The organism is Sphingomonas sp. GM_Shp_2, assembly GCF_026540875.1.
GTDB lineage: Bacteria > Pseudomonadota > Alphaproteobacteria > Sphingomonadales > Sphingomonadaceae > Sphingomonas > Sphingomonas carotinifaciens.
Window position 1 is genome coordinate 13506 of sequence record NZ_JALNUQ010000039.1, and the last position, 27000, is coordinate 40505.

29 protein-coding genes are annotated in these 27000 nt (G+C 67.6%); 16 read left to right on the plus strand and 13 right to left on the minus strand.

The annotated features are described in order from the left end of the window. Window positions 1-9 precede the first annotated feature (9 nt). Window positions 10-825: an LD-carboxypeptidase gene (locus OXR08_RS13215; RefSeq protein ID WP_162853742.1), complete on the minus strand. Its 816-nt coding sequence runs from the start codon at window positions 823-825 to the stop codon at window positions 10-12. Window positions 826-891: 66 nt separating this feature from the next. Here OXR08_RS13215 and OXR08_RS13220 point away from each other — a divergent pair, with 66 nt between their 5' ends. Genes OXR08_RS13220 through OXR08_RS13230 form a run of 3 tightly spaced genes read left to right on the plus strand, consistent with a single transcriptional unit; the run spans window position 892 to window position 3742 of the window. After that, the gene (locus tag OXR08_RS13220; protein ID WP_267350476.1) at window positions 892-2286 is read left to right on the plus strand and encodes a Mur ligase family protein; all 1395 of its coding nucleotides are present in this window, start codon (window positions 892-894) and stop codon (window positions 2284-2286) included. 53 nt (window positions 2287-2339) lie between these two features. Next, window positions 2340-3062, plus strand: coding sequence for an alpha/beta hydrolase (locus OXR08_RS13225; protein WP_267350478.1), 723 nt, complete (start codon window positions 2340-2342; stop codon window positions 3060-3062). Continuing rightward, on the plus strand, window positions 3059-3742 hold the full coding sequence (locus OXR08_RS13230; RefSeq protein WP_267350480.1) for a tetratricopeptide repeat protein: 684 nt from the start codon (window positions 3059-3061) through the stop codon (window positions 3740-3742). The genes OXR08_RS13225 and OXR08_RS13230 overlap by 4 nt, the downstream gene beginning before the upstream one ends. Before the next feature lie 116 nt (window positions 3743-3858). Here OXR08_RS13230 and OXR08_RS13235 read toward each other — a convergent pair whose 3' ends face one another. Next, complete coding sequence (locus OXR08_RS13235) at window positions 3859-4575, minus strand: SIMPL domain-containing protein (RefSeq protein ID WP_149681468.1); 717 nt, start codon at window positions 4573-4575, stop codon at window positions 3859-3861. An 84-nt stretch (window positions 4576-4659) separates the two neighbouring features. Between OXR08_RS13235 and OXR08_RS13240 the strand changes: the two genes are divergently transcribed. Genes OXR08_RS13240 through OXR08_RS13255 form a run of 4 tightly spaced genes read left to right on the plus strand, consistent with a single transcriptional unit; the run spans window position 4660 to window position 6632 of the window. Beyond that, window positions 4660-5094, plus strand: a complete 435-nt coding sequence (locus OXR08_RS13240) for a VOC family protein (protein WP_267350482.1) — start codon at window positions 4660-4662, stop codon at window positions 5092-5094. Further along, window positions 5094-5813, plus strand: a complete 720-nt coding sequence (gene gloB, locus OXR08_RS13245) for a hydroxyacylglutathione hydrolase (RefSeq protein ID WP_267350484.1) — start codon at window positions 5094-5096, stop codon at window positions 5811-5813. The genes OXR08_RS13240 and gloB overlap by 1 nt, the downstream gene beginning before the upstream one ends. Window positions 5814-5847: 34 nt before the next feature. Then, window positions 5848-6267 carry a hypothetical protein gene (locus tag OXR08_RS13250; protein ID WP_149681048.1) on the plus strand — a complete coding sequence of 140 codons (420 nt, stop codon included), beginning with the start codon at window positions 5848-5850 and terminating at the stop codon, window positions 6265-6267. After that, window positions 6267-6632 (plus strand): hypothetical protein, encoded by a 366-nt coding sequence (locus OXR08_RS13255; RefSeq protein ID WP_267350487.1) that lies wholly within the window; start codon window positions 6267-6269, stop codon window positions 6630-6632. The genes OXR08_RS13250 and OXR08_RS13255 overlap by 1 nt, the downstream gene beginning before the upstream one ends. A gap of 82 nt (window positions 6633-6714) precedes the next feature. On the opposite strand, the gene hslU is transcribed toward OXR08_RS13255, so the two are convergent. From hslU to phaR, 3 genes are all read right to left on the minus strand, one after another. After that, complete coding sequence (gene hslU / locus OXR08_RS13260) at window positions 6715-8013, minus strand: ATP-dependent protease ATPase subunit HslU (RefSeq protein WP_267350489.1); 1299 nt, start codon at window positions 8011-8013, stop codon at window positions 6715-6717. A gap of 70 nt (window positions 8014-8083) precedes the next feature. Beyond that, window positions 8084-8626 (minus strand): ATP-dependent protease subunit HslV, encoded by a 543-nt coding sequence (hslV, locus tag OXR08_RS13265; RefSeq protein WP_112381765.1) that lies wholly within the window; start codon window positions 8624-8626, stop codon window positions 8084-8086. 115 nt (window positions 8627-8741) lie between these two features. Next, window positions 8742-9293, minus strand: a complete 552-nt coding sequence (gene phaR, locus OXR08_RS13270; protein WP_112381342.1) for a polyhydroxyalkanoate synthesis repressor PhaR — start codon at window positions 9291-9293, stop codon at window positions 8742-8744. Window positions 9294-9385: 92 nt separating this feature from the next. Between phaR and OXR08_RS13275 the strand changes: the two genes are divergently transcribed. The 4 genes from OXR08_RS13275 to OXR08_RS13290 all read left to right on the plus strand — a co-directional run bounded on the left by OXR08_RS13275 (window position 9386) and on the right by OXR08_RS13290 (window position 16121). Beyond that, on the plus strand, window positions 9386-10381 hold the full coding sequence (locus OXR08_RS13275) for an alpha/beta fold hydrolase (protein ID WP_346731909.1): 996 nt from the start codon (window positions 9386-9388) through the stop codon (window positions 10379-10381). 22 nt (window positions 10382-10403) lie between these two features. After that, the gene (locus OXR08_RS13280) at window positions 10404-11576 is read left to right on the plus strand and encodes an acetyl-CoA C-acetyltransferase (protein WP_267350494.1); all 1173 of its coding nucleotides are present in this window, start codon (window positions 10404-10406) and stop codon (window positions 11574-11576) included. A 181-nt stretch (window positions 11577-11757) separates the two neighbouring features. Further along, on the plus strand, window positions 11758-15066 hold the full coding sequence (locus OXR08_RS13285) for a TonB-dependent receptor (protein ID WP_267350496.1): 3309 nt from the start codon (window positions 11758-11760) through the stop codon (window positions 15064-15066). Window positions 15067-15140: 74 nt separating this feature from the next. Next, window positions 15141-16121 carry a 2OG-Fe(II) oxygenase gene (locus tag OXR08_RS13290; protein WP_267350498.1) on the plus strand — a complete coding sequence of 327 codons (981 nt, stop codon included), beginning with the start codon at window positions 15141-15143 and terminating at the stop codon, window positions 16119-16121. Here OXR08_RS13290 and OXR08_RS13295 read toward each other — a convergent pair. From OXR08_RS13295 to OXR08_RS13310, 4 genes are read right to left on the minus strand one after another with little or no spacing between them, the layout of a single operon-like run. Continuing rightward, window positions 16118-17146, minus strand: coding sequence for an alanine racemase (locus OXR08_RS13295; RefSeq protein ID WP_267350521.1), 1029 nt, complete (start codon window positions 17144-17146; stop codon window positions 16118-16120). The two genes, OXR08_RS13290 and OXR08_RS13295, sit on opposite strands and share 4 nt — an antisense overlap. A gap of 37 nt (window positions 17147-17183) precedes the next feature. Further along, complete coding sequence (mmsB, locus tag OXR08_RS13300) at window positions 17184-18062, minus strand: 3-hydroxyisobutyrate dehydrogenase (protein WP_267350499.1); 879 nt, start codon at window positions 18060-18062, stop codon at window positions 17184-17186. 50 nt (window positions 18063-18112) lie between these two features. Then, window positions 18113-18889, minus strand: a complete 777-nt coding sequence (locus OXR08_RS13305) for an enoyl-CoA hydratase (protein WP_267350501.1) — start codon at window positions 18887-18889, stop codon at window positions 18113-18115. A 13-nt stretch (window positions 18890-18902) separates the two neighbouring features. After that, a complete protein-coding gene (locus OXR08_RS13310) occupies window positions 18903-19946 on the minus strand; it encodes an enoyl-CoA hydratase/isomerase family protein (protein ID WP_267350502.1) in 1044 nt (347 codons plus the stop codon). Window positions 19947-20101: 155 nt separating this feature from the next. Here OXR08_RS13310 and OXR08_RS13315 point away from each other — a divergent pair, with 155 nt between their 5' ends. Beyond that, entirely contained in the window at window positions 20102-20977 is an 876-nt protein-coding gene (locus OXR08_RS13315) for a dienelactone hydrolase family protein (RefSeq protein WP_267350504.1), read from the plus strand. A gap of 47 nt (window positions 20978-21024) precedes the next feature. Beyond that, entirely contained in the window at window positions 21025-21654 is a 630-nt protein-coding gene (locus OXR08_RS13320) for a glutathione S-transferase family protein (RefSeq protein ID WP_267350506.1), read from the plus strand. A 7-nt stretch (window positions 21655-21661) separates the two neighbouring features. Here OXR08_RS13320 and OXR08_RS13325 read toward each other — a convergent pair whose 3' ends face one another. From OXR08_RS13325 to OXR08_RS13335, 3 genes are all read right to left on the minus strand, one after another. Next, the gene (locus OXR08_RS13325) at window positions 21662-21886 is read right to left on the minus strand and encodes a DUF1289 domain-containing protein (protein ID WP_276589499.1); all 225 of its coding nucleotides are present in this window, start codon (window positions 21884-21886) and stop codon (window positions 21662-21664) included. 24 nt (window positions 21887-21910) lie between these two features. Next, window positions 21911-23356 (minus strand): DEAD/DEAH box helicase, encoded by a 1446-nt coding sequence (locus OXR08_RS13330; RefSeq protein WP_112381354.1) that lies wholly within the window; start codon window positions 23354-23356, stop codon window positions 21911-21913. A 114-nt stretch (window positions 23357-23470) separates the two neighbouring features. Next, a complete protein-coding gene (locus OXR08_RS13335) occupies window positions 23471-23911 on the minus strand; it encodes a hypothetical protein (RefSeq protein ID WP_112381355.1) in 441 nt (146 codons plus the stop codon). Between the two features lie 69 nt (window positions 23912-23980). Between OXR08_RS13335 and OXR08_RS13340 the strand changes: the two genes are divergently transcribed. The 3 genes from OXR08_RS13340 to OXR08_RS13350 are packed head-to-tail and all read left to right on the plus strand — an operon-like array spanning window position 23981 to window position 26479. After that, complete coding sequence (locus OXR08_RS13340; protein WP_267350511.1) at window positions 23981-25426, plus strand: FAD-binding oxidoreductase; 1446 nt, start codon at window positions 23981-23983, stop codon at window positions 25424-25426. Window positions 25427-25482: 56 nt separating this feature from the next. Further along, a complete protein-coding gene (locus OXR08_RS13345; protein ID WP_149681063.1) occupies window positions 25483-26256 on the plus strand; it encodes a SapC family protein in 774 nt (257 codons plus the stop codon). Between the two features lie 55 nt (window positions 26257-26311). Beyond that, complete coding sequence (locus OXR08_RS13350; RefSeq protein WP_267350514.1) at window positions 26312-26479, plus strand: hypothetical protein; 168 nt, start codon at window positions 26312-26314, stop codon at window positions 26477-26479. Window positions 26480-26733: 254 nt separating this feature from the next. On the opposite strand, the gene OXR08_RS13355 is transcribed toward OXR08_RS13350, so the two are convergent. Beyond that, window positions 26734-27000, minus strand: a 267-nt coding sequence (locus OXR08_RS13355; protein ID WP_267350516.1) for an N-formylglutamate amidohydrolase, incomplete at its 5' end; no start/stop codon positions are given.

A 27000-nucleotide genomic window follows, 5' to 3' on the forward strand; every position in this document is an offset into this window, starting at 1 on the left:
CTCCCGATCTCAGGCGATCCCGAACGGCACCAAACGGTTCGTCTGCGTATGACCGATCTCGGCGCGCCCCAGATAGGGCACCCCCATGTCCCCGCACCAGCGCCGGATCATGAACTCCAGGCTTTCGCCCCATTCGGGCTCGTTGGGCTGCACCGCAGTCACGCCCCCCAGACGGACACCCGCCAGCCCCTTCAACTGCGTCGCATTGGCCATGGTGAACAGCAACCGGTCGACAGCGTACATCGGCTCCGACACTTCCTCGATCAGCAGCACATGGTCGGCAAGGTCGGGCAACCACGGCGTGCCGATCAGCGCGGCCAGGATCGACAGGTTGAACGCCGCCGCCGGCCGTCCGTCCAGCCCGGGCTCCAGCCCCTGCCTGTCCCCCCGCGCCAGCCAGCCCAGCGACCGCGCCACCGTCACGTCCCCACCCTCCCGCCGGATATCGCTGGCCATCGGCCCATGCACCGGCCGCCCGATACCGCGCGCATAGAGCGCCCCCAGCACGAAGCCGAGGTCGGAATAGCCGATATAGGTCTTGTGCCGCGCCGCCGCGCCCAGGTTCGGCATCACCCGCGACAGGATGCGGTTCGAGCCGTAACCACCGCGCAGAAACCAGATCGCGTCGATCCCCGGATCGTTGGCGAACTCCAGAAACGCCGACGCACGCCGCTCGTCCGACCCGGCGAAATGGCCGTCCGCTTCATAGCATTGCGGATGAAAGATCAGGTCGACCTCGGGATAGGCGATCGCGGCGAAGGCGCTGACCGGCGCTTCGGCGGCCGGGTTGCCGATGCTGGACGGCGCCAGGATGCCGATTTTCATGAATGCCTTGTTCCCCGCACGCGCCAAGCGGTTGCCCCGCGACCGAAACGCCGATAGCGCGCCGCCATGGACGACGGCAATTCCTGTTTCCTGGTGGGCATCGGCGGTTCGGGCATGATGCCGCTGGCGATGATCCTGCGGGCCAAGGGCAAGACGGTGGCGGGCTCCGACCGGGGGCTGGATCAGGGGCGCGTGGCCGCCAAGTTCGATGCGTTGCGACGCGCCGGCATCGCACTGTTTCCCCAGGACGGATCGGGCGTCACCATGCCCGACCAGATGGTGATCGCCTCCGCCGCGGTGGAGGAAAGCGTGCCCGACATCGTCGCCGCCAACCGCCTGGGCTGTCCCCGCCGCACCCGCGCGCAGATGCTCGCCGAACTGTTCAACGCCGCCCCCCTGCCCATCGGCGTCGCCGGCACCAGCGGCAAGTCCACCGTCACCGGCATGATCGCCTATATCCTCCACACGCTCGGGCGCGACCCCACCGCGATGAACGGCGCGGTGATGAAGAACTTCGTCGCGCCCGACGCCCCGTTCGCCAGCGCGCTGGTCGGGCGCGGCGACGCGTTCGTCAGCGAAGTGGACGAAAGCGACGGCTCCATCGCGCTCTATCGCCCGCGCATCGCGGTCCTCAACAATGTCAGCCTCGACCATAAGGGGCTGGACGAGCTGCGCGCGCTGTTCTCCGGCTTTGCCGGCCATGCGACGCGCGTCGTCGCCAATGCCGGCGATCCGGAAACCGCGGCGTTGCTGGCGGGCCTGCCGAACGTCACCACCTTCGCGGTAGAGGGCGAGGCCGATCTGGTCGCCGAGGCCCTGATCCCTGAGCCCTTCGCGATCGGCTTCCACCTGGTCGTGGGAGCCATACGGTTGCCCGTGCATCTGTCGGTGCCGGGCCGGCACAACGTATCGAACGCGCTCGCCGCGATCGGCGCCTGCGTCGCCGCAGGCGTTCCGATCGAAGATGCCGTTCGCACGATCCAGGGCTTTACCGGTCTGCGTCGACGCTTCGATCTGGTCGGTACGGCGGCCGGCGTGTCGGTGATCGACGATTTCGGCCACAACCCGGACAAGATCGCCGCGACGCTGGACACGCTGCACGCCTTTCCCGGCCGGCTGCTCGTCCTGTTCCAGCCGCACGGCTACGGCCCCCTGAAGATGATGGGCGACGAACTGATCCGCACCTTTGCCGAACGCCTGGCACCCGACGACCTGCTGGTCCTGCCCGATCCGGTCTATTTCGGCGGCACCGTCACCCGCGACGTCGGCAGCGGCGACATCGTCGCGGGCATCCGCGCCGCAGGCCGCGACGCGCACCACATCGCCGACCGCGCCGCCGCCGCCGACCGCCTCATCGCCGAGGCAAAGGCCGGCGACCGCATCGTCGTCATGGGCGCCCGCGACGACACGCTAAGCCTGCTCGCCGCCGACATGGTGGAGCGATTGGCCACGCGCAGCTAGCGCCCCGCGCAGGCGTTGCCTTCGCCGTCCCCGCTCCCGTAGAAGCACGGGCCATGACGACGCCTCAACGCCCCCGCCTCGCCTATCATCACACCCCCGGCACCGGTCCCACGATCGTGTTCCTGCCGGGCTATGCCTCCGACATGCAGGGTTCCAAGGCGCTCGCGCTGGAGGCATGGGCGCGCGGGCAGGAGCGTGGCTTTCTGCGCTTCGACTATGGCGGCTGCGGCCAGTCCGAAGGCGCGTTCGAGGATCAGTCGCTGGCCGACTGGCGCGATGATGTCTGCGCCATGCTGGACGATGTGGCGCAAGGACCCGTGGTACTGGTCGGGTCGTCGATGGGCGGCTGGCTGATGCTGCTGGCCGCCAGGGCGCGGGCGGAGCGGGTAAAGGCGCTGGTCGGCATCGCGCCCGCCCCCGACTTCACCGACTGGGGCTTCACCATGGAGGAGAAGATGGCGCTGTTGCAGCAGGGCCGCATCACCCGCGCCAACCCTTATGGTCCCGAACCGACGCTCTACACCCGCCATTTCTGGTCGTCGGGTGAGGCCAATCGCCTGATGTTCGGCGAGATCGCCTTCGACGGCCCGGTCCGCTTCCTGCAAGGCCAGCAGGACAAGGACGTGCCGTGGCAGCGCACCGTGCGGCTGGCCGAATTGATCCGTTCAGCCGATGTGCAGACGCTGCTCGTCAAGGACGGCGACCACCGGTTGTCGCGGGAAGGGGACATCGCCCTTCTCGTCCGCGCCGTCGAGGATGTCCTGGCCCGCTTATGATCCTGCCCCTGCTGCTCGCCCTCGCCACGCAGGCCGGCGCATCCTGCGCGACCGAGCCGAAGGACGCGAACCCGGCCGCACGCGCCGCGGCGACGCAGTGCCGCGGACTGGCATTGGCCGCAGGCAAGAACTGGTCGGGCGCCGCGCAAGCGTTCGAACAGGCGGCGGCCCTGGCGCCGCGCGACCGCGCCGCCGGCTATTGGGCGCAGGCCGGCAATGCCTGGCTGGCCGGCGGCGATACGTCCAGGGCGAAGGCGGCGCTCGACCACGCGCTTGCCGCCGGCACGCTGAGCGGCCTCGATCTGGGCGAGGCGCAACTGGATCATGCCCGCGTGCTGGTTGCACAGAACGACCTTGCCGGCGCCCGCACCGACCTCAACGCCGCGCTGGCCAACGCTCCGGAGGACCCGCTGGCATGGCTGCTGTCGGCAACGCTGGCGCGGCGGATGGGCGACCTGCCGCGTGCAAAGGCCGACATCGCCCACGCGTTGGAACGGGCGAGCGACGATGCCTCGGTACAGCTTGAGGCCGGCAACATCGCCGCCCGCGACGGCGACGAGGCCGGCGCCCGCGCCGCCTGGACCATGGCGATGCGGATCGCTCCCACCGCGCCCGCAGGTATCAGCGCGCGGGCAGCGCTGTCGCAATTCGGCCCGATCCCCTCGGCGGTGACCCGGTAGAAGCGGACTACATTCCCATCATCCGTTCGTGTCGAGCAGAGATCGGGTAGCTCCGAAGGAGCGTATCGAGAACTCGCATCGAGACAGGGCCGCATGGTCGGACCGATCCGCCGTCGTCAATCCAGATAGAAGTCCACCGTCGTCACGACCCGCACCTTCTTCAGCGGGGTGTCCGCCACGCCGTAGCCGGATTGCTCGCCATCGCGCGCCTCGATCGAGAAATAGCCCTGGCTGGCGCTCTTGATCCCGCCGACGTCGGTATCGCTGTCCTTGGCGAACTGTTCCGCCGCGGCCCGCGCGTCGCGCGTCGCCTCCGCCACCATCGCCGGCTTGATCGCGTTCAACCGGGTGAAGCTGTACGAAATGCCCGATCCTTCCTGCAGCACCACGCCCTGCCGGACCAGATCGAACTGTCGCGCCACCGCCCGCCGGGCGCGCGCGATGTCGGTGGTGCGCAGTTGCAGCCGCTGGTTGATCGTCACCGTCTGCACGCCGTTCATGTAATTCTGGTTCGCCCCCGCCCCGGCCGCGGTCAGCGCATCGGCGGGAAAGCCCAGTTGCGTGAAGAAGGCCCGGATCGTCTGTGTATCGCGGTCGATCGCCGCCTGCACCTGCGCGGCATCGGTGCCCTGTTCGGAATAATTCAGCGTCCACACCGCCAGATCGGCGGTCACGTTGCGCTCGGCCAGCCCGCGCACCGTGACCGAGCGATCGGCATGGCGCGCCCGCGTCAATCCGTCACCCAGCAGATACCCGCCCACGATCAACCCGACCGCCAGCAGCGCCGCCGCCGGCACCAGCCCCGAACGCAGTGCAATTCCCCGGCTTTCCATCACCATGCCGCCTCCCATATAGCCGTCGGGCATGCTGCGCGCCGCTTCCTGAACCGCGGCTGATGCAGAACAATGGAGTTGTTGATGACCAGGTACCTCCACACCATGATCCGGGTCACCGACCCGGAAGCGACGATCCGGTTCTTTGCCCTGCTCGGACTGGAAGAGGTGCGGCGCATCGACAATGAGCAGGGTCGATTCACGCTGATCTTCCTGGCGAGCAAGGACGATCAGGCGATCGGCGACCGCCGGGTGGAGGTCGAGCTGACCCACAATTGGGACCCGGAACCCTATAGCGGCGGCCGCAATTTCGGCCATCTCGCCTACCGGGTCGACGACGTGTACGAAACCTGCCAGCGGCTGGCCGATGCCGGGGTGACGATCAACCGTCCGCCGCGCGACGGCCACATGGCGTTCGTGAAGACGCCCGACGGCATTTCGATCGAACTGCTCCAGGCCGGCGAGCCCAAGGCCCCGGCCGAACCCTGGGCATCGATGCCCAACACCGGAAGCTGGTGATGGTGGAGATCGTCCGCGTTCCCGTGCTCAGCGACAATTACGCCTGGCTGGTGCACGATGCGGGGGAAACGGTCGTGATCGATCCCGGTGAGGCGGCGCCCGTGCTGGCCGCCGCCGCCGCGCGCGGCTGGGCGATCGGGCAGGTATGGACCACGCACTGGCATCCGGATCACACCGGCGGCAATGCCGAGTTGAAGGCGGCGGGTGCACGGCTTTTCGGCCCCGCGGCGGAAACGGCCAAGATCGTCGGCCTCGATACGCTGCTGACCGAGGGGGACACGGTGCGGGTCGGCGACACCGTCGCCCACGTCTGGGAGGTGCCGGGGCATACCGCCGGCCATATCGCCTTCCATCTGGAGGACGACGCCGCGATCTTCACCGGTGACACGCTGTTCGCCATGGGCTGCGGCCGGTTGTTCGAGGGCACCGCCGAACAGATGCACGGCAACATGCGCCGCTACGCGCAACTGCCCGACGTGACGCATGTCTATTGCGGGCATGAATATACGCAAGGCAATGGCCGCTATGCGCGGGTCGCCGAGCCGGACAATCTCGCGATCGTCGAACGCATGGCGACGGTGGACGCCGCCCGCGCGTCCGGCGAGGCGACCATCCCCACCACCATCGGTCTGGAGCGGGCGACCAATCCCTTTCTACGCTCGGTGGACCCTGAGGAATTGGCCCGCCACCGTGCAGCCAAAGACGCCTTCGTCGGTTGATACCATGCTGCGGGATGGACGGAGATTTTTCCTTATGAAAGTCATAGGCTTACTCTCCATCCTCTCGCTGGCGGCCGCCTGTGCCCCCACCGCGGCGCAGCAGGAGGCTCAGGCCGAGCGTGCACAAACCGAGCGGACGCAACTTGCCAAGGCGCTGCAGGGCCTGACCCCGGACCAGCCACGCAACTGCATGCCGCAATTCCCGACGCGTCAGGTGCGCGCCTATGGCCCGACCATCGTCTACACGGTCAGCCCGCGCCTGAAATATGTCAGCCAGACGCAAGGGGGATGCGAAAGCCTCAGCACCAATGGCCGCAACGACATATTGGTGACCCGGACCCCGATCGGCCAGCTTTGCGCCGGCGATATCGCGCAAACGGTGGACCGGGTATCCGGCTTCTTCACCGGCAGTTGCAGCTTCGGGGAATTTACTCCCTATCGGCGGGGCAAGTGATGCGCGCGCCCTGGCTCCTCGCCGCGCTGGCGCTGCCGCTCGCGCTCGGCGCCGCAGCAAAGGACCCGCTCGCCGGGCGGGTGGCCGGCAAGCCGGTCAACTGCATCGATACCGGCATGGTCGGCAACGGCCCGATCATCGTCGACAACAAGACGATCCTGTACCAGCGCGGCCGGCGGACCTGGAAGACGTCGCCCATCGGCGCCTGCCCCGCGCTGCGCCCGCTGACCACGTTGATCGTGATCCAATATGGCAGCCAGCTCTGCCGCAACGACCGGTTCCGGGTGCTGGAACCGGGCGTGTCGATCCCCTCCGCCGTGTGCCGGTTCGACGCCTTCACCCCCTATGACCGGGTGAAGAAGTAGACGCTGTCCGTACCCCCCCCTCCCCGCCGGGAGAGAGGGAGGATGACGGGACGCCCGGTCATGCCGGATTGCCGTTCTGCCTCTACAGCACGAACCGGCTGAGATCGGTGTTGCGCGCCACCGCCGCCAGCTGCTTCTCGACATAGGCCGCATCGACGGTCAGCGTCTCGCCCTGACGATCTTCCGCCTCGAAGCTCACCTCTTCCAGCAGCTTTTCCATCACCGTCTGCAAACGACGGGCGCCGATATTCTCGACCTCGCCGTTCACCTCCGCGGCGATGCGCGCGACCGCGGCGATGCCTTCCTCGGTAAAGGTCACCTCGACGCCCTCGGTCGCGATCAGCGCCGTGTATTGCGCCGGCAGCGACGCCTTGGTGTCGGACAGGATCGACACGAAATCGGCCTCGGTCAGCGCCTTCAGCTCGACCCGGATCGGCAGGCGACCCTGCAGTTCGGGCAACAGGTCGGACGGCTTGGCGACGTGGAAGGCGCCGCTGGCGATGAACAGGATGTGGTCCGTCTTCATCGGGCCGTATTTTGTGGCGACGGTGGTGCCCTCGATCAGCGGCAACAGATCGCGCTGCACGCCTTCCCGGCTGACCGATCCGCCGCGCACGTCGCTGACCGCGATCTTGTCGATCTCGTCCAGGAAGACGATGCCGTTCGCCTCCGCATCCGCCAGCGCGGTGCGGTTGACGTCGTCCTGGTCCAGGCGCTTGTCCGCCTCTTCCTCGACCAGCTTCTCCCAGGCCGCCTGCACGGTCAGCTTGCGCCGCTTCAGTTGCTGGCCGCCGCCGAACGCCTTGCCCATCATCTCGGACAGGTTGATCATCTGCGGCGCGCCGCCGGGCAGTTCGAACGGCATGGAGGGCGCCTGTTCCAGCTCGATCTCGATCTCGGTCTGGTCCAGATGCCCGTCGCGGAAGCGCTGGCGGAACGCTTCACGCGTCGCCTGGCTCGAATCCTTGCCCACCAGTGCGTCGAGCAGACGGTTCAGCGCCGCCTCCTCCGCCTTGTCCTTTACCGCGGCCCGCCGACGCTCCTTCTCCAGCCGGATCGCCTCCTCGACCAGATCGCGCGCGATCTGCTCCACGTCCCGCCCGACGTACCCCACCTCGGTGAACTTGGTCGCCTCCACCTTCACGAACGGCGCATCCGCCAACTTCGCCAGACGGCGCGATATCTCGGTCTTGCCGCAGCCGGTGGGCCCGATCATCAGGATGTTCTTGGGCGTCACCTCGTCGCGCAGGTCCGCGCCCAGCCGCTGCCGGCGCCAGCGGTTGCGCAGCGCCACCGCCACGGCACGCTTGGCCTCGGTCTGGCCGATGATATGCGCGTCCAGCGCCGCGACGATCGCCTTGGGGGTCAGTTGGTCGTTCATGTGATACTCGCTCCTTTCCCGCTCGGCGGGAAAGGCTGGGGAGGAAAAAGCCACGAATGGGCGGAAGGGTTCAGGCGACCGCGTCCAGCGTTTCCAGCGTCAGGCGATCGTTGGTGTACACGCACACCTCGGCGGCGATGCCCATCGCCTTGCGCACGATCGTCTCGGCGTCCTGCTCATAGTCGGACAGCGCGCGTGCCGCGGCGAGCGCGTAATTGCCCCCCGACCCGATCGCGCAAATGCCGCCTTCCGGCTCCAGCACATCGCCGTTGCCCGTCAGGATCAGCGTCGCCTCCTTGTCGGCGACGATCATCATCGCCTCCAGGTTGCGAAGAAACTTGTCGGTGCGCCAGTCCTTGGCCAGTTCGACCGCGGCGCGCATCAGATGGCCGTTATGCCGCTCCAGCTTGGCCTCCAGCCGCTCGAACAGCGTAAACGCATCCGCCGTCGCACCGGCAAAGCCGCCGATCACGGAGCCGTCGCCCAGCCGGCGCACCTTGCGGGCGTTCGGCTTCATCACCGTCTGCCCCATCGAGACCTGGCCGTCGCCGCCGATCACCACCCGACCGCCACGTCGGACCGAACAAATCGTTGTGCCATGCCAGACGGGCATGGCGTTCTCATTCCCGCTCATGGCGGCGCATATGGAGGTGCATCCGCCCGGGTTCAACGGGCGGGTTCAACGGGAAGGACGCCCTTCCTCCATCATGGGGAAGGGCATGCCGGCGTCAGCCCAGCTTCTCGATCTTGTCCTTCAGGCTGGCCAGCTCGGCCTTCAGCGCGGCCAGTTCCTCGTCCTTGCTCCCGGCCGGTACAGGCGCCGGCGCCGCGGCCACCGGCGGCTTGAACCCCTGCGCCGCCGCTTCGAACATCGCCAGATTGCGCTTGGCGATGTCGGCAAAGGGGGTGTGCGCGAACGCGCCCTCGACGGCAGACTTGAACTGTTCCTGGTTCCGGCGAAAGCTGTCCATCGACGCTTCCAGATACCCTGGGACCACCGCCTGCATCGAATCGCCGTACATCGAGATCAATTGGCGCAGGAAGCTGACCGGCAGCATCGTCTGCCCGCGGCTCTCCTCCTCCATGATGATCTGGGTCAGGACGTTGTGCGTGATATCGTCGTCCGTCTTGGCATCGACCACCTTGAAGTCCCGTCCCTCGCGGGTCATCGCCGCCAGATGCTCCAGCGTGATGTAGGACGATGTTTCGGTATTATAGAGCCGCCGGTTCGCGTATTTCTTGATGATCACGATACCGTCGGGTGCCAGGCCCTTCTTCATGCTCCCTCCCCATTTACAAGAACATGCCGAACCCTAACGCCATAGATTTCGCACCGCAACACGGACCTCGGCCTTTACCGCTGTTCCTTGCGTTGCTGCGCAGCGAAACCGCAGCAGAGCCGCAGCGGCAGGCCAGGGCGCTGGCGGGCCTGCGCGCCTTCCAGGATGCGCCGCGGCTTCGACCGCAGCGGCCCCTGCCCGCCCGGCGGCGCCAGGGCCGCGCCCGGCTGCGCGGTGCAGGTCCCGAGGATGGCCGGCAGGTGCTGTTCGTGCCTTCGCTCATCAACCCGCCGGCGATCCTGGATCTCTCGCGTGAGACATCGCTGGTGCGGTGGCTGGCGGCGCGCGGCCATCGCTGCTGGCTGCTCGACTGGGGCACACCGGGGCGCGGGGACCGCGCCATGGACATGACCGCGCATGTCGAGCGCATCCTGATCCCGCTGATCGCGCGGTTGCCGACGCCGCCGGTCCTGGTCGGATACTGCCTCGGCGGCACCCTCGCCCTGGCAGCGGCGGCACGGACGAAGGTGGCCGGACTCGCGACGATCGCCGCGCCGTGGCACTTCGCCGGCTATGGGGAGGCCGCGGACGCGATGCGGACGCAGTGGGCCGCGACGCAGGCCGTGGCCGACGCGCTGGGTCTGGTGCCGATGGAGGCGTTGCAGGCCGGTTTCTGGCAGATCGATCCGGCGCGCACGGTCGACAAATATGCCGCCTTTGCCGATCTCGATCCCCGCAGCGCGGCGGCGCAGGCGTTCATCCGGCTGGAGGATTGGGCCAATGCCGGCTCGCCCCTGCCCTATGCCTTCGGGCGCGAGTTGTTCGAGGCGATGGTGGGCGAGAACCGGCCGGGCCGCGGCCTGTGGCGTGTGGGCGGCGCAAACGTCACCCTTGGCCAGATCGACTGCCCGACGGTCGAATTCGTGTCATCGACCGATCGTATTGTTCCTGCCGCCACCGCCGCGGGGCTGCCTGATCGCCGCATATCGGCGGCGGGCCATGTCGGCATGGTGGTCGGTCGTCGGGCGTTGGGCGATTTATGGTCCCCGCTTGCCGACTGGATCGAGGCACTGCCACGGCATACATAGAACCGGAACGAGAGGAGTATCCATGACCGAGATCGTGATTACCGCCGCCAAGCGCACTCCGGTGGGCAGCTTTCTGGGCGCCTTCGCCACCACGCCCGCGCATGAGCTGGGCCGCATCGCCATCGAGGCCGCGCTGGAACAGGCCGGGGTGAAGGGCGAGGAAGTGTCCGAGGTGATCCTGGGTCAGGTGCTGACCGCCGCACAGGGACAGAACCCGGCACGACAGGCGTCGATGGCGGCGGGCATCCCCAAGGAGGTGCCGGCATGGGGCGTGAACCAGGTCTGCGGATCGGGCCTGCGTGCGGTGGCGCTGGCCGCGCAGGCGGTGGCGACCGGCGACGCCACGATCGTCGTGGCGGGTGGCCAGGAGTCGATGTCGCTTTCGCCCCATGCGCAGACGATGCGCGGCGGTACCAAGATGGGCACGGTCAGCCTGGTCGACACCATGGTCCATGACGGCCTGACCGATGTCTTCAACGGCTATCACATGGGCATCACCGCCGAAAATCTCGCCGAACAGTATCAGGTCACCCGCGGGGAGCAGGACGCGTTTTCGGTCCGCTCGCAGAACCTTGCCGAAAAGGCGCGGGCCGACGGCCGCTTCAAGGACGAGATCGCACCGGTCACGATCAGGGGCCGCAAGGGCGACACGGTGGTCGCGGACGACGAATATATCCGTGCCGGCGTGACCGAGGACAGCGTGTCGGGCGTGCGCCCTGCGTTCAAGAAGGACGGCACCGTCACCGCCGCCAATGCCAGCGGCCTGAACGACGGCGCCGCCGCGCTGGTGATCATGAGCCGTGAGGAGGCCGAAAAGCGCGGCACCCCCGTACTGGCGACGATCAAAAGCTGGGCATCCGCCGGCGTCGATCCGTCGGTGATGGGCATCGGCCCGGTCCCCGCCACCCGCCGCGCCCTCGAAAAGGCCGGCTGGACGATCGCCGACCTCGACCTGATCGAGGCGAACGAGGCGTTTGCGGCCCAGGCGCTGTCGGTCGGCAAGGAACTCGGCTGGGATGCGGACAAGGTCAACGTCAATGGCGGCGCGATCGCGATCGGCCATCCGATCGGTGCGTCGGGCGCCCGCGTGCTGACGACTCTGCTGTACGAGATGCAGAAGCGCGATGCGAAAAAGGGCCTTGCCACTTTGTGCATCGGCGGCGGCATGGGCATCGCACTGTGCGTGGAACGCTAACGTAATGAAAAGAAATTAGATTATTTCAATATGTAAGAAAACGCACTTAAGTTACAACGCTGTAACGTCGCTGCAACACCACTGACCGATTTTTGCAGCGTGTAATTATTTTCGATTGCGTTTGAGTCACTTAAAATCTTCCTTGCTCCCAACGGGCATCCCCGCCCGTTGGGGGACATCCATGAATCTGCATCGCCTTCTCGGCGCTACCGCACTGGCGGGTACTCTTTTCCTCAGCCCGTTCGCGGTTGCCCAGACCACCACCGGCACCACGCCCGAAGCCGACGCGGCGACCGAAGTTGAAACCAACGATGCCGACACGCGCGTAAATTCCGGCGCCGACCGTAGCGGCGAGATCGTCATCACCGGCTCGCGCATTCGCACGCCAAACGAGATTTCGGCCGTTCCGGTCACCACCATTTCGGTGCAGCAGCTGACGCAAACGGCGCGCACCTCGATCGGTGACGTGCTGAACGACCTGCCGCAGCTTCAGAGCACCTACAGCCAGTCGAACTCGACCCGCTTCCTGGGCACCGGGGGCCTCAACCTGCTCGACCTGCGCGGCCTGGGCACCTCGCGTACGCTGGTGCTGGTCAACGGCCGCCGCCATGTCGGCGCGGACATCCTGAACAACGCCGTGTCCGTTGACGTCAACACGATCCCGACCGACCTGGTCGAAGCGGTCGACCTCGTCACCGGCGGCAACTCGGCCGTGTACGGTTCGGACGCGATCGCGGGCGTGGTCAACTTCCGCCTGAAGAACAACTTCGAGGGCCTGCAGCTTCGTGCGCAGGGCGGCGTCACCGACGAAAGCGACGCGGGCAGCTACTTCATCAGCGCCACCGCCGGCAAGAACTTCGCCGAAGGTCGCGGCAACATCGCGGTCAACCTGGAATACACCCATTCCGAGGATCTGTTCGCATCCGACCGTCGCCAGTATCGTCAGACCGACGGCTTCGTCACGACCAACGTCGATGCCGCCGGCCCCGGCGTCAACGGCAACCTGAACTTCGACGGCCGCCCCGACGCGACCTACTTCCGCGATATCCGCGTCGGCACCTTCTCGGACGGCGGCCTCGTCTCGTTTGCCGGTGCAGCCCCCGGCGCCAACACCCCCGCCCGCTGCGGCCGCGACGGCCTCGGCCGCGCCTTCACATGCAACTACCTGTTCCAGCCGGGCGGCGCGCTCGCCACACAGACGGGCAGCGCGGTCGGCGTCGCGCAGGGGTCGGCCACGGCGCCCTCGGCAAGCCCGGCCGGCGTCAGCTATATCGGCGGCAACGGCAACACGCGCCGCGAAGGCGTACTGCTCCAGTTGCTTCCGCGCCTGGACCGCTATGCGGCGAACCTGATCGGCCACTTCGACGTCTCCGACGCCTTCGTGCCGTTCATCGAAGCCAAGTATGTCCGCACCGAGTCCGTCTCGCTCGGTGGTTCGGGTCCGGCCTTCTACACCGGCAGCACGATCGATGCGCTGTACGAGCGTCCGCGTCTCGACAATCCGTTCCTCAGTGCAGGCTCGCGGAGCACGCTGGCTGCGCAGGCTTTGCTTTCGGCCAACAACGGCCTGAATCCCAATACGGGTGCAGCCTTCGCCGAGACACGCGATGCCAATGGCGTGTTGGTGCGCACCGCTGCGGAGAACCAGGCTCTGACGATCTCGCAGATCAATGCCGGTTCGTATCGCTTCATCCTGCGCAAGAACCTGACCGATCTGGGTTCGCGCGCCGAGGAAGCGACCCGCGAGACCTTCCGTATCGTCGGCGGCGTCCGCGGCGACTTCGCGCAGAACCTGAACTACGAATTCTCCGTCAACTATGGCGAGTTCAAGGAAAAGACGCGCGTTCTGGGCAACGTCGACGTACAGCGCCTGTCGCTGGGCCTCGATGCGGTTCGCGATCCGGCCACCGGCCAGATCGTCTGCGGTGCGCGCCTCGATCCGACCCGCGCCAACGGCAACGGTCTGGATCTGGGCGGCAACGCCGCCAACTTGGCCGCCGACATCGCTGCCTGCCAGCCGATCAACCCGTTCGGTACCGGCAGCATCTCTGACGCCGCGCGCAACTATGTGCTGCGTGACACGACGTCGCAGGGCAAGATCACGCAGCTCGACATCCTGGGCGTCGTCGCCGGCGATACCTCGGCGTTCTTCAACCTGCCGGGCGGCGGCATCGGCTTCTCGATCGGCGGCGAATATCGTCGTGAAACGAACGAGTTCCGCGCCGATCCATTCGTCGAGCAGGGCTACACCTTCTATAACGCGCTGGCACCGTTCGATCCGCCCGCGTTCGAGGTGAAGGAAGCGTTCGGCGAGCTTCGCGTTCCGCTGCTCAAGGACACCTTCCTGACCAAGGAAGTTACGCTGGGCGCCTCGGGCCGCGTGTCGGACTACAAGGGCTCGGCCGGCACCGTCTACAGCTACAACCTGCGCGGTGAGTGGGCACCGATCGAGGATATCCGCTTCCGCGCCAATTACGGCCGGGCGGTACGCGCCCCGAACCTGAGCGAGCAGTTCTCGGCCGCCGGCCAGAACTTCGCGCCGGGCTTCCTCGACCCCTGCTCTGCGGACAATCTGGCTCGCGGCACGCAGTTCCGCGCCGCCAACTGCGCTGCCGCCGGCATCCCGACCGGCTACAACTTCCAGTATGCGCAGTCGCTGGAAACGCTGAGCGGCGGCAACGCCAACCTGAACGCGGAAAAGTCGGACTCCTACACCTATGGTGCAGTCGTCCAGCCGCGCTTCGCACCGGGCCTGCTGCTCTCGGTCGATTACTACAACATCAAGGTGAACGACGTCATCACCTCACCGAGCGCGCAGAACCTGGTCAACGCGTGCTACGACTCGCCAACGATCGAGGGGAACCAGTTCTGTTCGCAGTTCACCCGCGTCGCCGCCGGCCAGACCGGCCCGAACGGTGAGCAGGCATTCCGCATCGTGGAGGGCAGCCTGCTGACCATCCCGCTGAACTACGCCAAGCTGCAGGTGCGCGGCATCGACTATCAGGTCGCGTATAATCGCCGTGTCGGCGACGTGCGCCTGAACGCGACGGTGATCTATACCCACATCCTGCAGAACGACAGCTTCCTGAACCCGGTGCAGCCGGGCTTCGCGAACCGTCTGAACGGGGAACTGGGCTATCCAAAGCATCAGGTTTCGGCATTCATCAACGCCGACTTCGGTCCGGCCTATATCAACACCTCGTTCCGCTATCTGTCGAAGCAGTCGGTGGGTGCGATCGAGAACACCGAGACGGTCCAGGGTCGTCCGCCGCAGAACCTCGACGATTACGACATCCAGTTCTATCCGGATGTCCTCTACATCGGCGCGAAGTTCGGCATCAACGTGACCGAGCGGACCGACTTCTACTTCGGTATCGACAACATCACCGATCGTCTGCCGCCGCTCGGCTCGACCGGTATCGGCGAAGGCAGCGGCATCTTCGACAATATCGGTCGTCGCTTCTACGCGGGCATCACCGCTCGCTTCTGAAGCACCGGCATCTAATCGTGAAATGGGAAGGGCCGGTGGTTTCCACCGGCCCTTTTTCGTGCAGGATGAGCCACATGCACCAGGATCCGATTGCCGCCGCCCAGACCCTGCTCGCCGCCGGCCGCCAGAACGAGGCGATTGCCGCGATCGACCGCGCCGCCGCCACCGGCCATGCCGGTGCATTGTTCCAGCGGGCATTCTGGCATCTGGTCGGCCAGCCGGTACCGCGCGACCTGCCCCGGGCGCGTGCCGACCTGCGGCGTGCGGTCGCGGGCGGACACCGCGAGGCCCGCCTGATGGAGATCACCCTTGCCGCCAACGGCACCGGCGCGCCGGCGGACTGGTCGGGATCGATGGCCTTGCTCCGCTCGGCCGCCGAAAGCGACCGGGATGCCGCCGCGCTGCTCCACCTGCTCGACGCGATGATGCTCGACGCCGGGGGTGCCCCCCGCCAGTTGCCGCCGATCGAGTCCCTCACGCCCGATGGCAGTGTCGCGCGCGTTCCGCGCCTGCTCACCCCGGCGGAATGCGCACATATCGCCAACAGCGCGGCCGACCTGCTTGCCCCCGCCTTTGTCGTCGATCCGCGCACCGGGCGCAGCGTGCCGCATCCGATCCGCACCTCCGATGCCGCGGTGATCGGCCCCTTGCGCGAGGACCCGGTGATCCGCGCGATCAACCACCGGCTCGCGGCGGCCAGCCGGACGCCAATCGGCGCCGGCGAAGCGCTGACCGTGTTGCGCTACCAGCCGGGGCAGCAGTTCCGCCTGCACTCCGATATCCTGCCACAAACCCGCAACCAGCGGGTGACGACCGTTCTGGTCTATCTGAACGACGGCTTCACCGGCGGCGAGACGGTATTCCCGGACCACGGCCTAACCGTGGCGCCGCGTACCGGGGACGCCGTCATCTTCACCAATGTCGATGCCGCCGGCCGCCCTGCCGCCGCCGCACGCCATGCCGGAATGCCGGTACGCTCGGGGGTGAAATGGCTGGCGACGCGCTGGATACGCGCGCGCGCCTTCGACGTCTGGCAGGGGCCGGAAGCGGCCTAACCCCAGAGCCGCTCGGCGCGGCGTCCCCAACCGGTCAGCAACTCATATTGCGACACGCCCGACGCCTGCGATGCCGGCGGCAGCGCATAGGCGATGCGCAGCCAATCCCCCTCGGCCAGATCCGGACGGGTCGATACGTCGATCGCCACCAGATCCATCGATACCCGGCCCAGCTCGGGCAGGACCACGCCGTCATGCATCCCGGCGCCCACGCCCGAAAATGCGCGGCGATAGCCATCGGCATAGCCCAGGTTGATGATCGCCACCTCGGTTTCGGCAGGCGCGATCCAGGTCGCATTATAGCCCACCGCCTCGCCCGCACCGACCCGGCGGCGCTGGAGGATCTGTGCCTCCGGATGGACGACCTGCCGGATCATCGCGCCCATGTCCGCGCGCGGCACGCCGCCATAGAGCGCCAGCCCCGGACGCGTCAGGTCGAAGGCATAATCAGCGCCCAGCCCGATCCCCGCCGAATTGGCCAGGCTCATCCGCCGGGCCGCGGTGGCGCCCCGCAGGGCGGAGAAACGCGCCCGCTGCGCTTCGTTCATCGCGCTGTTCTCGTCGGCACAGGCAAGGTGGCTCATCAGCGTCTCGATCGCCAGTCCGTCGAGCAGCCCGCCCGCGATCGCCTCGGCGGACACCCCCAGCCGGTTCATGCCGGTGTCCACCATCACGTCGCACGCGCCCCCGCCGGCCTCGCGCCAGCGGGCGACCTGTGCCGCGGTGTTCAGCACCGGCCGCGCGAAACCGGCGCGGGCGGCGGCCATGTCCTCGGCCCGCACCCCGTGCAGCACGGAAACCGTCAGCCCGAGCGGCGCCAGTCGCTTCGCCTCGGCCCAGGTCGCGACAAAGAAATCGCGGCATCCCGCCACCGCCAGCCGACGCGCGACCTCGGTTGCGCCCAGACCATAGCCGTCCGCCTTCACCGCCGCACCGCAGGCCGCCCTGCCGCTCGCGCGTGCCAGCGACCGCCAGTTGTGGACGAGCGCGTTTTCATCGAGACGCAGGCGAAGGGGCGCGGGGATGTCGATCACCCGTCGCCCCTTACGCCGCTCTTCGCGCTCAGGCCAAGGTGCGAATGATCCCGGAGAAATCGGTTGCGGCCTGCCCATCGCGCTCGACAAACGCTTCGTAGAGTTCGGTTGCGCGCGTGCCCATCGGCACCGTCGCCCCCGCCTCGCCCGCCGCCGCCATGGCAAGGCGCAGGTCCTTCAGCATCAGCGCCGCGGCGAACCCGCCCTGAAAGTCGCGGTCGGCCGGGCTTACGGGACCGACGCCGGCCACCGGGCAATAGGTTGTCATCGACCAGCTCTGGCCCGACGACACGCTGGCGATGTCGTAAAAGGTCTGCGCATCGACCCCCAGCCGATCGGCCAGCGCAAAGGCCTCGCACGTCGCGATCATCGTCGCGCCCAGGATCATGTTGTTGCACATCTTGGCGGCCTGCCCCGCGCCGCTCGCCCCGGCATGGATCACCGCCTTGCCCATCGCCTCCAGAATCGGCTGCGCGGCGGCGAACGCCTGTTCGGTGCCACCCACCATGAAGGTCAGCGTGCCGCCATTCGCCGCGGCGATACCGCCTGACACCGGCGCATCCACCGCCAGGAAGCCGCGGCCGGCCGCGATCTCCGCCAGCCGGCGCGCGGTCGCGACGTCGATCGTCGAACAGTCGATCAACACCGCCGATGGACTGGCATGGGGCAGCACCGCCTCGGTATAGACGCGCTCGACATGGGTGCCGGCCGGCAACATGGTGACGATCGCCTCCGCCCCGTCGACTGCCGCGGCGGCGCTGTCCGCGGCCAGGCATCCCGCCTCGCCGGCGCGCGCCAGCGCCTCGGCCGACAGGTCGAACGCGCGAACGTCATGCCCCGCCTTCGCCAGATTCGCGGCCATGCCGCCGCCCATATTGCCCAGTCCGATAAAGGCGATGCGTGCCATTGCTCCAGTTCCTCTCGCTATCCCCCGCCTTCAGCGGGTGGATGTACGTGTCAGCGACCCTGCCAGTTGCCGGGGCGTTTCTCCACAAAGGCGTTCATGCCCTCCTTCTGGTCGGCGGTGCCGAACAGGCCATGGAACAGGCGCCGCTCGAACTGAACGCCCTGCGACAACCCCATGTCGAATGCGGCGTTTACCATTTCCTTGTTCGCCTTGACCGCCAGCGGTGCCATGCCGGCGATGGTCGCGGCGGTCTTCACCGCCTCCTCGACCAGATCGGCGGCCGGCACGATCCGCGCCACCAGCCCGGCGCGCTCGGCCTCCTCGGCATCCATCATCCGGCCGGTCAGGCACATCTCCATCGCCTTGGCCTTGCCCACCGCATGCGCCAGCCGCTGCGATCCGCCCATGCCGGGGGTCACGGCCAGCTTGATCTCGGGCTGGCCGAACTTGGCGGTGTCGGCGGCCAGGATGAAGTCGCACATCATCGCCAGCTCGCATCCGCCGCCCAGCGCATAGCCCGCGACCGCCGCGATCACCGGCTTGCGGGTGCGCGTGAACACGTCCCAGCCGGCGAAATGGTCGCTGCCATACATGGCGGCGAAGTCCATCGCCTGCATTTCCTTGATGTCGGCCCCCGCCGCGAACGCCTTGGCGCTGCCGGTGATGACCGCGCAGCCCTGGCTATCGTCGGCGTCGAAGGCGCGCATCGCGGCCAGCAGGTCGGCCAGCACCTGCGCGTTGAGCGCGTTCAGCGCTTCCGGCCGGTTCAATGTCACCAGCGTCACCGCGCCGCGCTGCTCGATGATAAGGGTCTGGTATTCGGACATCGGCTATACTCCGTCAGGCGGGGGTCCATGCCTCTGCCGGGGGCAGTGGCGCAAAGATCTGGTCGATCACGTGATCGGTCACGGCATCGGGGGTGGCGGGGTTCCAGCGCGGCGCATGATCCTTGTCCACGATCACCGCGCGCACGCCCTCCAGAAAGTCGTGCCGCTGCACGACCCGCGTCGCGACCGCATATTCCTGCACCATCTCATCGGCAAAGCTCGCCATCTCGGCGCCGTCCCTCAACAGGCGCAGCGATACCTTCATCGCCTGGGGCGATTTCGTCGCCAGCAACTCCTGCTGCTGGCGTGCCCATGCCCCGCCATCCGCCACCAGCGCGGCCGATATGTCCTCCAGCGTGTCCGCCGCGAACAACCGGTCGATATCGCCGCGATGCGCCAGGATGCCCGCCTCCGGCGCCGGCACCGACAGGTCGGAAAGGATCGCGTCCAGCGCGGTCGGATCGGCCAGGATATGCCGCTTGGCCTCGTCGAGATCGGCGGACGGGATATAATGGGTGGCAAGGCCCAGCGCGCAGCATTCCGCCCCGTTCAACCGGTGGCCGGTCAGCGCCAGATACTGGCCGATCCGCCCCGGCAGGCGCGACAGATACCAGCCCGCGCCGACGTCCGGGAACAGGCCGATCCCGGTTTCCGGCATGGCAAGGCGCGTATTCTCCGTCGCGATGCGCTTGGCGCATGGCAGGGCCACGCCGACGCCGCCGCCCATGGTGATCCCGTCCATCACCGCGACGATCGGCTTGGCATAGGTGAACAGCCGGTGGTTCATCCGGTATTCGGTATGAAAGAACGCCCGCGCCGCCGCGCCGTCGCCGGCGCCGCTTTCGCTCAGCAGGCGGATGTCGCCGCCCGCGCAAAACCCCCTGCCCTCGGTATGGTCGATCAGCACCGCGCGGATGCTGGCATCGCCGCGCCAATCCTCCAGCGCGTCCAATATCGCCTGGCACATCCCGGCGTTCAGCGCATGAAGGGCCTTGGGCCGGTTCAACCGCAGGCGCCCGACGGCGCCGCTCGTCTCGACGATCAGGTCGGTGGTCATGGGAACGCTGCTACTCCTCTCACGGTCTCCCCTCGGCTGGTGCCCGATCTCGGGTCGGTGTCACCATCCGAAGAAACAATCTTGCGCTCCCTTGGCACAGATGATCGCGCTGCGTAACCTCCACCGATCACGGACCGCATCATGGGAGTTGCCGCATGACCGATCTTCGCGACCGCGCCATCGAGATCTACGACGCCTTCACCCACGAGCATCACGATCGCCGCACCCTGCTGCGCCAGATGACGCTGCTCGCCGGATCGGCGACCGCGGCGGAGGCGCTGATCCTGTCGATCGCCGCCAGTCCCGCCGCCGCCGCACAGGTCGATCCCAAGGACCCCCGCCTCGTCACCGATCGCAGCGTCGGTACCGAGGGCGGCGCCCCCTCGATCGCCTATTTCGCAGCCCCTCGCCAGCCAAAGGCAAAACTCGGCTACGTCCTGGTCATCCACGAGAATCGCGGCCTGACCCCGCATATCCAGGATGTCGCGCGCCGCCTGGCCCTGACCGGCTTTCGCGTGATCGCCCCCGACTTCCTCGCGCCGCAGGGTGGCACGCCTGCCGACGAGGACAAGGCCCGCGCGATGATCGGCACCCTCGACTATGATCTCGCGCTGAAACAGGCCCGCGGCTTTATCGCACGTGCGGCCACGCAGCGGACGGGCACCGGCAAGGTCGGCGCGGTCGGCTTCTGCTGGGGCGGCGCGTTCGTGAACCGGCTGGCGGTCGCGGCGGGTCCGGCCCTGGCCGCCGGTGTCGCCTATTACGGTCCCGCGCCCGATCCGGCGGAGGCCGCGCGCGTGTCGGCGCCCCTGATGCTGCATTATGCCGGCAAGGATGCGCGGGTGAACGCCACCGGCGAGCCCTGGGTCGCCGCGCTCAAGGCCGCCGGCAAATCGGTCGAGCCGTTCACCTATCCCGGCGTGGATCATGCGTTCAACAACGATACGTCGGCACAGCGTTACGATGCGGCGGCGGCGGCGCTCGCCTGGGATCGCACGACCCGCTTCCTCCATGCCCGGCTTGACCGGTAGCGGCATCGATGTTCCACTCCTGTTCCAACGAATCAGGAGCAGCACCAATGGCCGCCGATCTCACGCTCTACACCAACCCCATGTCGCGGGGGCGCATTGCCCGGTGGATGCTCGAAGAGGTCGGCGCCCCCTATGAAACGGTTGTGCTGGACTATGGCACGACGATGAAGAACGATGCCTACCGCGCGATCAATCCGATGATGAAGGTGCCGGCGATCGTCCATCAGGGCACGGTGGTGACCGAGGTGGCGGCGATCTGCGCCTATCTGGCGGATGCCTTTCCACAGGCCGGGCTGGCGCCGGCACCCACTGAGCGCGCCGATTATTATCGCTGGCTGTTCTTCGGCGCCGGCCCGCTGGAGGCGGCGATCACCAACCGGTCGATGGGCGTGGAGCCCGATGCGCGGCAGCAGCAGATGGCTGGTTACGGCACGCTCGACCTGACCGCCGGGACGCTGGAATCGATGCTGAAGGACCGGGACTATATCGCCGGCAACCGCTTCAGCGCGGCGGACGTGTATGTCGGGTCGAGCCTGATGTGGTACACCGGGTTCGGCCTGCTGCCGAAGTCGGCACCGTTCATGGCCTATATCGCGCGGATCGCGGATCGCCCGGCGCATCGCCGCGCGAGCGAGATCGACGATGCCTTGATGCCGGCAAAGGCCGACGCCGGCTGAGTGCCGGTCAGGACGCCTTCGCGCGGGCGGCCAAGGCCGCTTTGCGCGGGGGCAGCGCGGCCAGGATCGCCCGGCGCTCCTCCGCCGGCTTGGCGCTCCAGTTCGAGATTTCGCGGATCGTCCGCGCACATCCCACGCACCATCCGGTGCTCTGGTCCATCCGGCATATGTTCACGCACGGCGAGGCGAGGCCGACCGGCTGTGGCACGGTAAAGCTGATGATGTCGTTCAACGGCACGAAACGCCTCGAAATCGCTTACCGGTTGAGCGAGACCATCAGGAATTCCGGGATCGGTCCGTTCCAACCGTCATCGGGTCCCTCGTCGCGCTCGTCGCGGCGCGGGCGGCGATCACGGCGTTCGTCACGCGGCGGGCGACGATCCTCGCCGCGATAGGCGGGTGCCTCCGCTGCGGGCCGTTCGCCGTCCTCGCGGCGATCGTCACGCACCGGGCGGTCCTCACGCACCGGACGGTCCTCGCGGGGCCGTTCCTCACGCGCCGAACGATCCTCACGGGGCCGATCCTCGCGCGCAGGCCGCTCGCGCCGGACACGCTTGGGACGCTCCTCTTCCTCGGCCGCGGGCGGCAGGTCGAGTGGCGCGATCTTCTGACCGGTCAGCTTCTCGATATTGGCGATGTTCTCGGCATCGTCCGGCGTCACGAAGGTGAAGGCGATGCCCGTCGCGCCGCCGCGACCGGTGCGGCCGATGCGGTGCACATAATCGTCGGGATGCCAGGGCGCGTCGAAATTGATGACATGGCTGACACCCTTGATGTCCAGTCCGCGCGCCGCGACGTCGGAGGCGACCAGGATGTTCACGTCACCGCGCTTGAACAGGTCCAGTTCGGCCAGCCGCTGCGGCTGCTCCATGTCGCCGTGAATCTCGCCGGAGCGGAAGCCATGCCGCTTCAACGACTTGTTCAGTTCGCGCACCGTCGTCTTGCGGTTGCAGAAGATGATCGCGTTGCGCATCCCCTCCTGCTGCAAAACCTGGCGCAGGCGCTTGCGCTTTTCGGACGCCTGCGCCGCGACCGGCACCACCCACTGGGTGATGTTCGCGTTGGTGGTCGCCGCGCGCGCGACCTCGATCGTCTTGGGATTTTCCAGGAACTTGTCCGCCAGCTTCTTGATCGGCGGCGGCATCGTTGCGGAAAACAACAGCGTCTGGCGCTGCTTGGGCAGCTTGGTGCAGATTTCCTCGATATCGGGGATGAACCCCATGTCGAGCATCCGGTCCGCCTCGTCGATGACCAGCATCGAACAGCCGGTCAGCAGGATGTTGCCCCGCCCGAACAGGTCCATCAACCGTCCCGGCGTCGCGATCAGCACGTCGACGCCCTTTTCCAGCGCCTTGATCTGGTCGCCCATCGACACGCCGCCGATCAGCAGCGCCATCGACAGCTTGTGGTTCGCGCCATATTTCTCGAAATTCTCGGCCACCTGCGCGGCCAGTTCGCGCGTCGGCTCCAGGATCAGCGAGCGCGGCATGCGCGCCCGGCTGCGCCCCTGGGCCAGAATGTCGATCATCGGCAGCACGAACGATGCCGTCTTGCCGGTCCCCGTCTGGGCGATGCCGATGATGTCGCGCATCATCAGCACGGACGGGATGGCGGACGCCTGGATCGGCGTCGGCTCGGTATAACCGGCATCCGTCACCGTTTGGAGAAGTTCGTCGGATAGGCCGAGATCGGCAAAGCTCATGCAGGGGTCCGGAAATAATGGCGCTGGGGGGACGACACGGCCCCATGCACACGTTCGTCGCGCGCTCGCGGATTTCAGCCGATTTGTCAAGCTTTGCCGCCGCGCGGCACGAGATCACTTGGCAGGAACCAGCGTCCGGAACCGGTCGATCTCGCAGGCCGCGCCCGATCGCATGCGGATCGCATCCCGGTCGGCACAGACGCGCCCGTCGGGCGCGGGCCGCAGATAGAAGCCGGAATAGAAGTCGAGCTGCCGGCATTCCCCGCTCAGCTTGGCGCGCACCCGGCTGCCACCGGTCAGCACCAGGTCGACCGAGCCCGTCTCGCTCACCAACGCGCCGGCCAGGGTGGAGGCCGCAATGCATTTCGGCCCCTTGCGCTCCTTCCACTTCGCCGGTGCCATCGGCTGGCGCATCGCCATGCCGACGCGCGGCACCCGCACCACGATCCGCTCGCGCACCGTCATCTGCGTCACCCGCACATGCGGACCATCCGCCGCCCCGATCAGGGCAGGTGTGGCAAGCGCGGCAAGAAGGCGAATCGGTGGGCGAATCATGACAAGATGGCTTCCGCATAAGCCCGATCGTTGAACGTCTCATGAACTCGACCTAAATCCGCGACCGTCATGACCCCTGCGCAAACCCGCCTGATCGACGCGCTTCGCCCGCTGCTGGACGCCAAAGCCGTCATCACCGATCGCGATGCGATCGCGCCGTGGGAAATCGACTGGCGCCGCCGCTTCCATGGCCATGCGCCCGCGATCCTGGCGCCCGCGACGCGTGACGACGTCGCCGCGATCCTGGCGACCGCCACCGCGCACGGCGTGCCCCTCGTCCCGCAGGGCGGCAACAGCTCGATGGTCGGTGGCGCGACACCCCCGGCCGACGGCAGCGCGCTGATCCTGTCGCTGCGCCGGATGAACCGGATCCGCCACATCGATGCCGCCGCAGGGCTGGCGGTGGCGGAGGCGGGCGTGATCCTAGCCGACCTGCACGATGCGGCGCTCACCAAGGGCCGGCGCTTCCCGCTGACGCTGGGCGCGCGCGGCAATGCCACGATCGGCGGACTGGTCTCGACCAATGCGGGGGGGACGCAGGTCCTGCGGTTCGGCACGATGCGGGGGCTGGTCGCCGGCGTGGAAGCGGTGCTGCCCGACGGCACGATCCATGACGGCCTGTCCGCTCTGAAAAAAGATAATCGCGGCTATGATCTCGACCAGCTGCTGATCGGGGCGGAGGGGACGCTGGGCGTCGTCACCGCCGCGACGCTGCATCTGGTGCCCGCCATCGCGCAGGCGGCGACCGCCTGGGTCGGGGTGGCCAGCCCGGCGGACGGGCTGGCGCTGCTCCGTCGCCTGCAGGCCGCGACCGACGCGATCGAAAGTTTCGAGATCATGCCCGCCGAAACGCTGGCCGCGGCGGTGGCGCATGTTCCCGGCGCCCGTCCGCCGCTCGCCGGCCATCACGCCTGGCACATCCTGATCGAGGCGACCGCGGCGGATGCGCGGGGCGAGCCGCCGTCGCACCTCCTGGAAACGCTGCTCGCCCGCGCGCTGGAGGCCAATGTCATCGCCGACGCGGTGATCGCCGCCAGCGAGGCGCAGGCGCAGGGCTTCTGGCGGCTGCGCGATTCGCTGTCCGATGCGGAGCGCGCGCTGGGGCCGGCGACGCAGCACGACCTGTCCGTTCCCGTCGACGCGATGCCGCGCTTCATGATCGAGGCGGCCGCCGCCTGCGATGCCCGCTTCCCAGGCACCCATGCATCGGGCTTCGGCCATCTCGGCGACGGCAACATCCATTTCCATGTCCGCAGCGCCCCCGGCACCGATCGCGACCGGTTCTATGCGGAACAGGCGCCGGCAATCACCCGCTTCGTCCATGACCTGGTGGTCGCCTGGGGCGGGTCGATCTCGGCGGAACACGGCATCGGCCAGATGAAGCGCGACGAACTGGCCCGGCTGTCGCCCGCCCGCGTGGCGACGCTGGCGGCGATCAAGCGCGCGGTCGACCCGGCCGGGCTGCTGAACCCGGGCAAACTGGTCGCGCTTGCACCTGACCCCAAGGCCCCATAGACACCGGCAGGTCGCGCGCGGCTCGCCGCCGCCGTTTCATCTTCTGGAGAGTCTTCATGGCCAGCGCGCCGTCGCTTCCGCTTTTCTACAATGGCCTCGAACCGCTTTCGAGCGAGGTTCATGCCAATTACAAGGTGCGCCCGCAGGATACCGCGCCCTTCCTCGTCGGCCAGCATGCGATCCCCGTCACCGTGGACGAATTCCCGCTGGTGCAGCGCTTCATGCCGATCGTCTTCTCGGTCGGTCCGGAGGCGATCCCGCTGGCACTGATGGGCCTGAACGAGGGCGTGAACGTCTTCGTCGACGAGGACGGCAAGCTGAACGAGACCAGCTTCTACGTTCCCGCCTATGTCCGCCGCTATCCCTACATGCTGGCGCGCCTGCGTCCCGAGGCGGAGGAGCTGTCGCTGTGCTTCGACCCGACCTCGCCGACGATCGGCGCGTTCGACGAGGGCGAGGCGCTGTTCGAGGGCAACCAACCGTCGCAGCTGACGCAGAACATCCTGCAATTCGCCGAATCGTTCGAGCAGGCGGGCGCCCGCACGCAGAACTTCATGAAGGAACTGCAGGAAATGGACCTGCTGATGGACGGCGAAGTCTCCATTCAGCCGGACGGCGCCGCGCAGCCCTTCGTCTATCGCGGCTTCCAGATGATCAACGAAGAGAAGCTGGTCGACATGCGTGGCGATCAGCTGCGCAAGATGAGCCAGTCGGGCATGCTGCCGCTGCTCTACGCCCATCTGTTCTCCCTGTCCCTGATGCGCGACCTCTTTGCCCGTCAGGTTCAGCAGGGCAAGCAGCCGCAGCCGCAATTCCAGCCGGCTCAGTAAAGGCGGCTCTTTCAGGAAATCGAAGACGCCGATCGCCGGGTCCAGTCGCCACTCCATGGTCGCGACTGGGCTTCACCGGACGATCGCTGCACCGGTGATCGGCGTCTTGTTCGATGCGCTGCTTGGCGGCGTTGTGCCGATTCAGCGGGCGATCGGCCGGATTGCGCTGGCCTTTGTCGATCCCGCGCCCTTCCCCGAGCGTACCGCGGACGCCGCTGACTGAAGCTACCGGCAGGGACGTACACCCGCCGCCATCTGATCCTGCGAGGCGATATCATGGCGCGCACGCAGCCGGCGCCGGGGCGTGACGGAAAAATGACGGATCGTGTGCGGCGGGGTTGAACCAAAAGCCGGCTCGCCTATTTATACCCTGTACGACGCCGTGTCCCCCCTTTCGCGGTGTCGTATGACACGCTTTCAGCGTGTCTCCTCCCTGAACCTTGGCCACCTCGCGCACCAATGCGCGGGGTGGTTTTTTTATTCGGCGGCCATCTGGCACGCGGCGGACAGCGCCTCGTCCGCCAATGCCGACAGCACCCGCGCGACCAGCGCCGCGGTTTCTCCGAACCCCGGCCCCGGCTGGTCCAGCGCCGCGTCCAGATACAGGCTGCGATCCAGTTCCAGCTGGATGGCATGAATGCCGCGGGTCGGCGCGCCGTGCCGCTCCAGGATGTGGGCGCCGGCATAGGGCGTGTTGATCGCCACCTGCACGCCGCAGCGCCGCACCTCCTCCTCCGCCCGCGC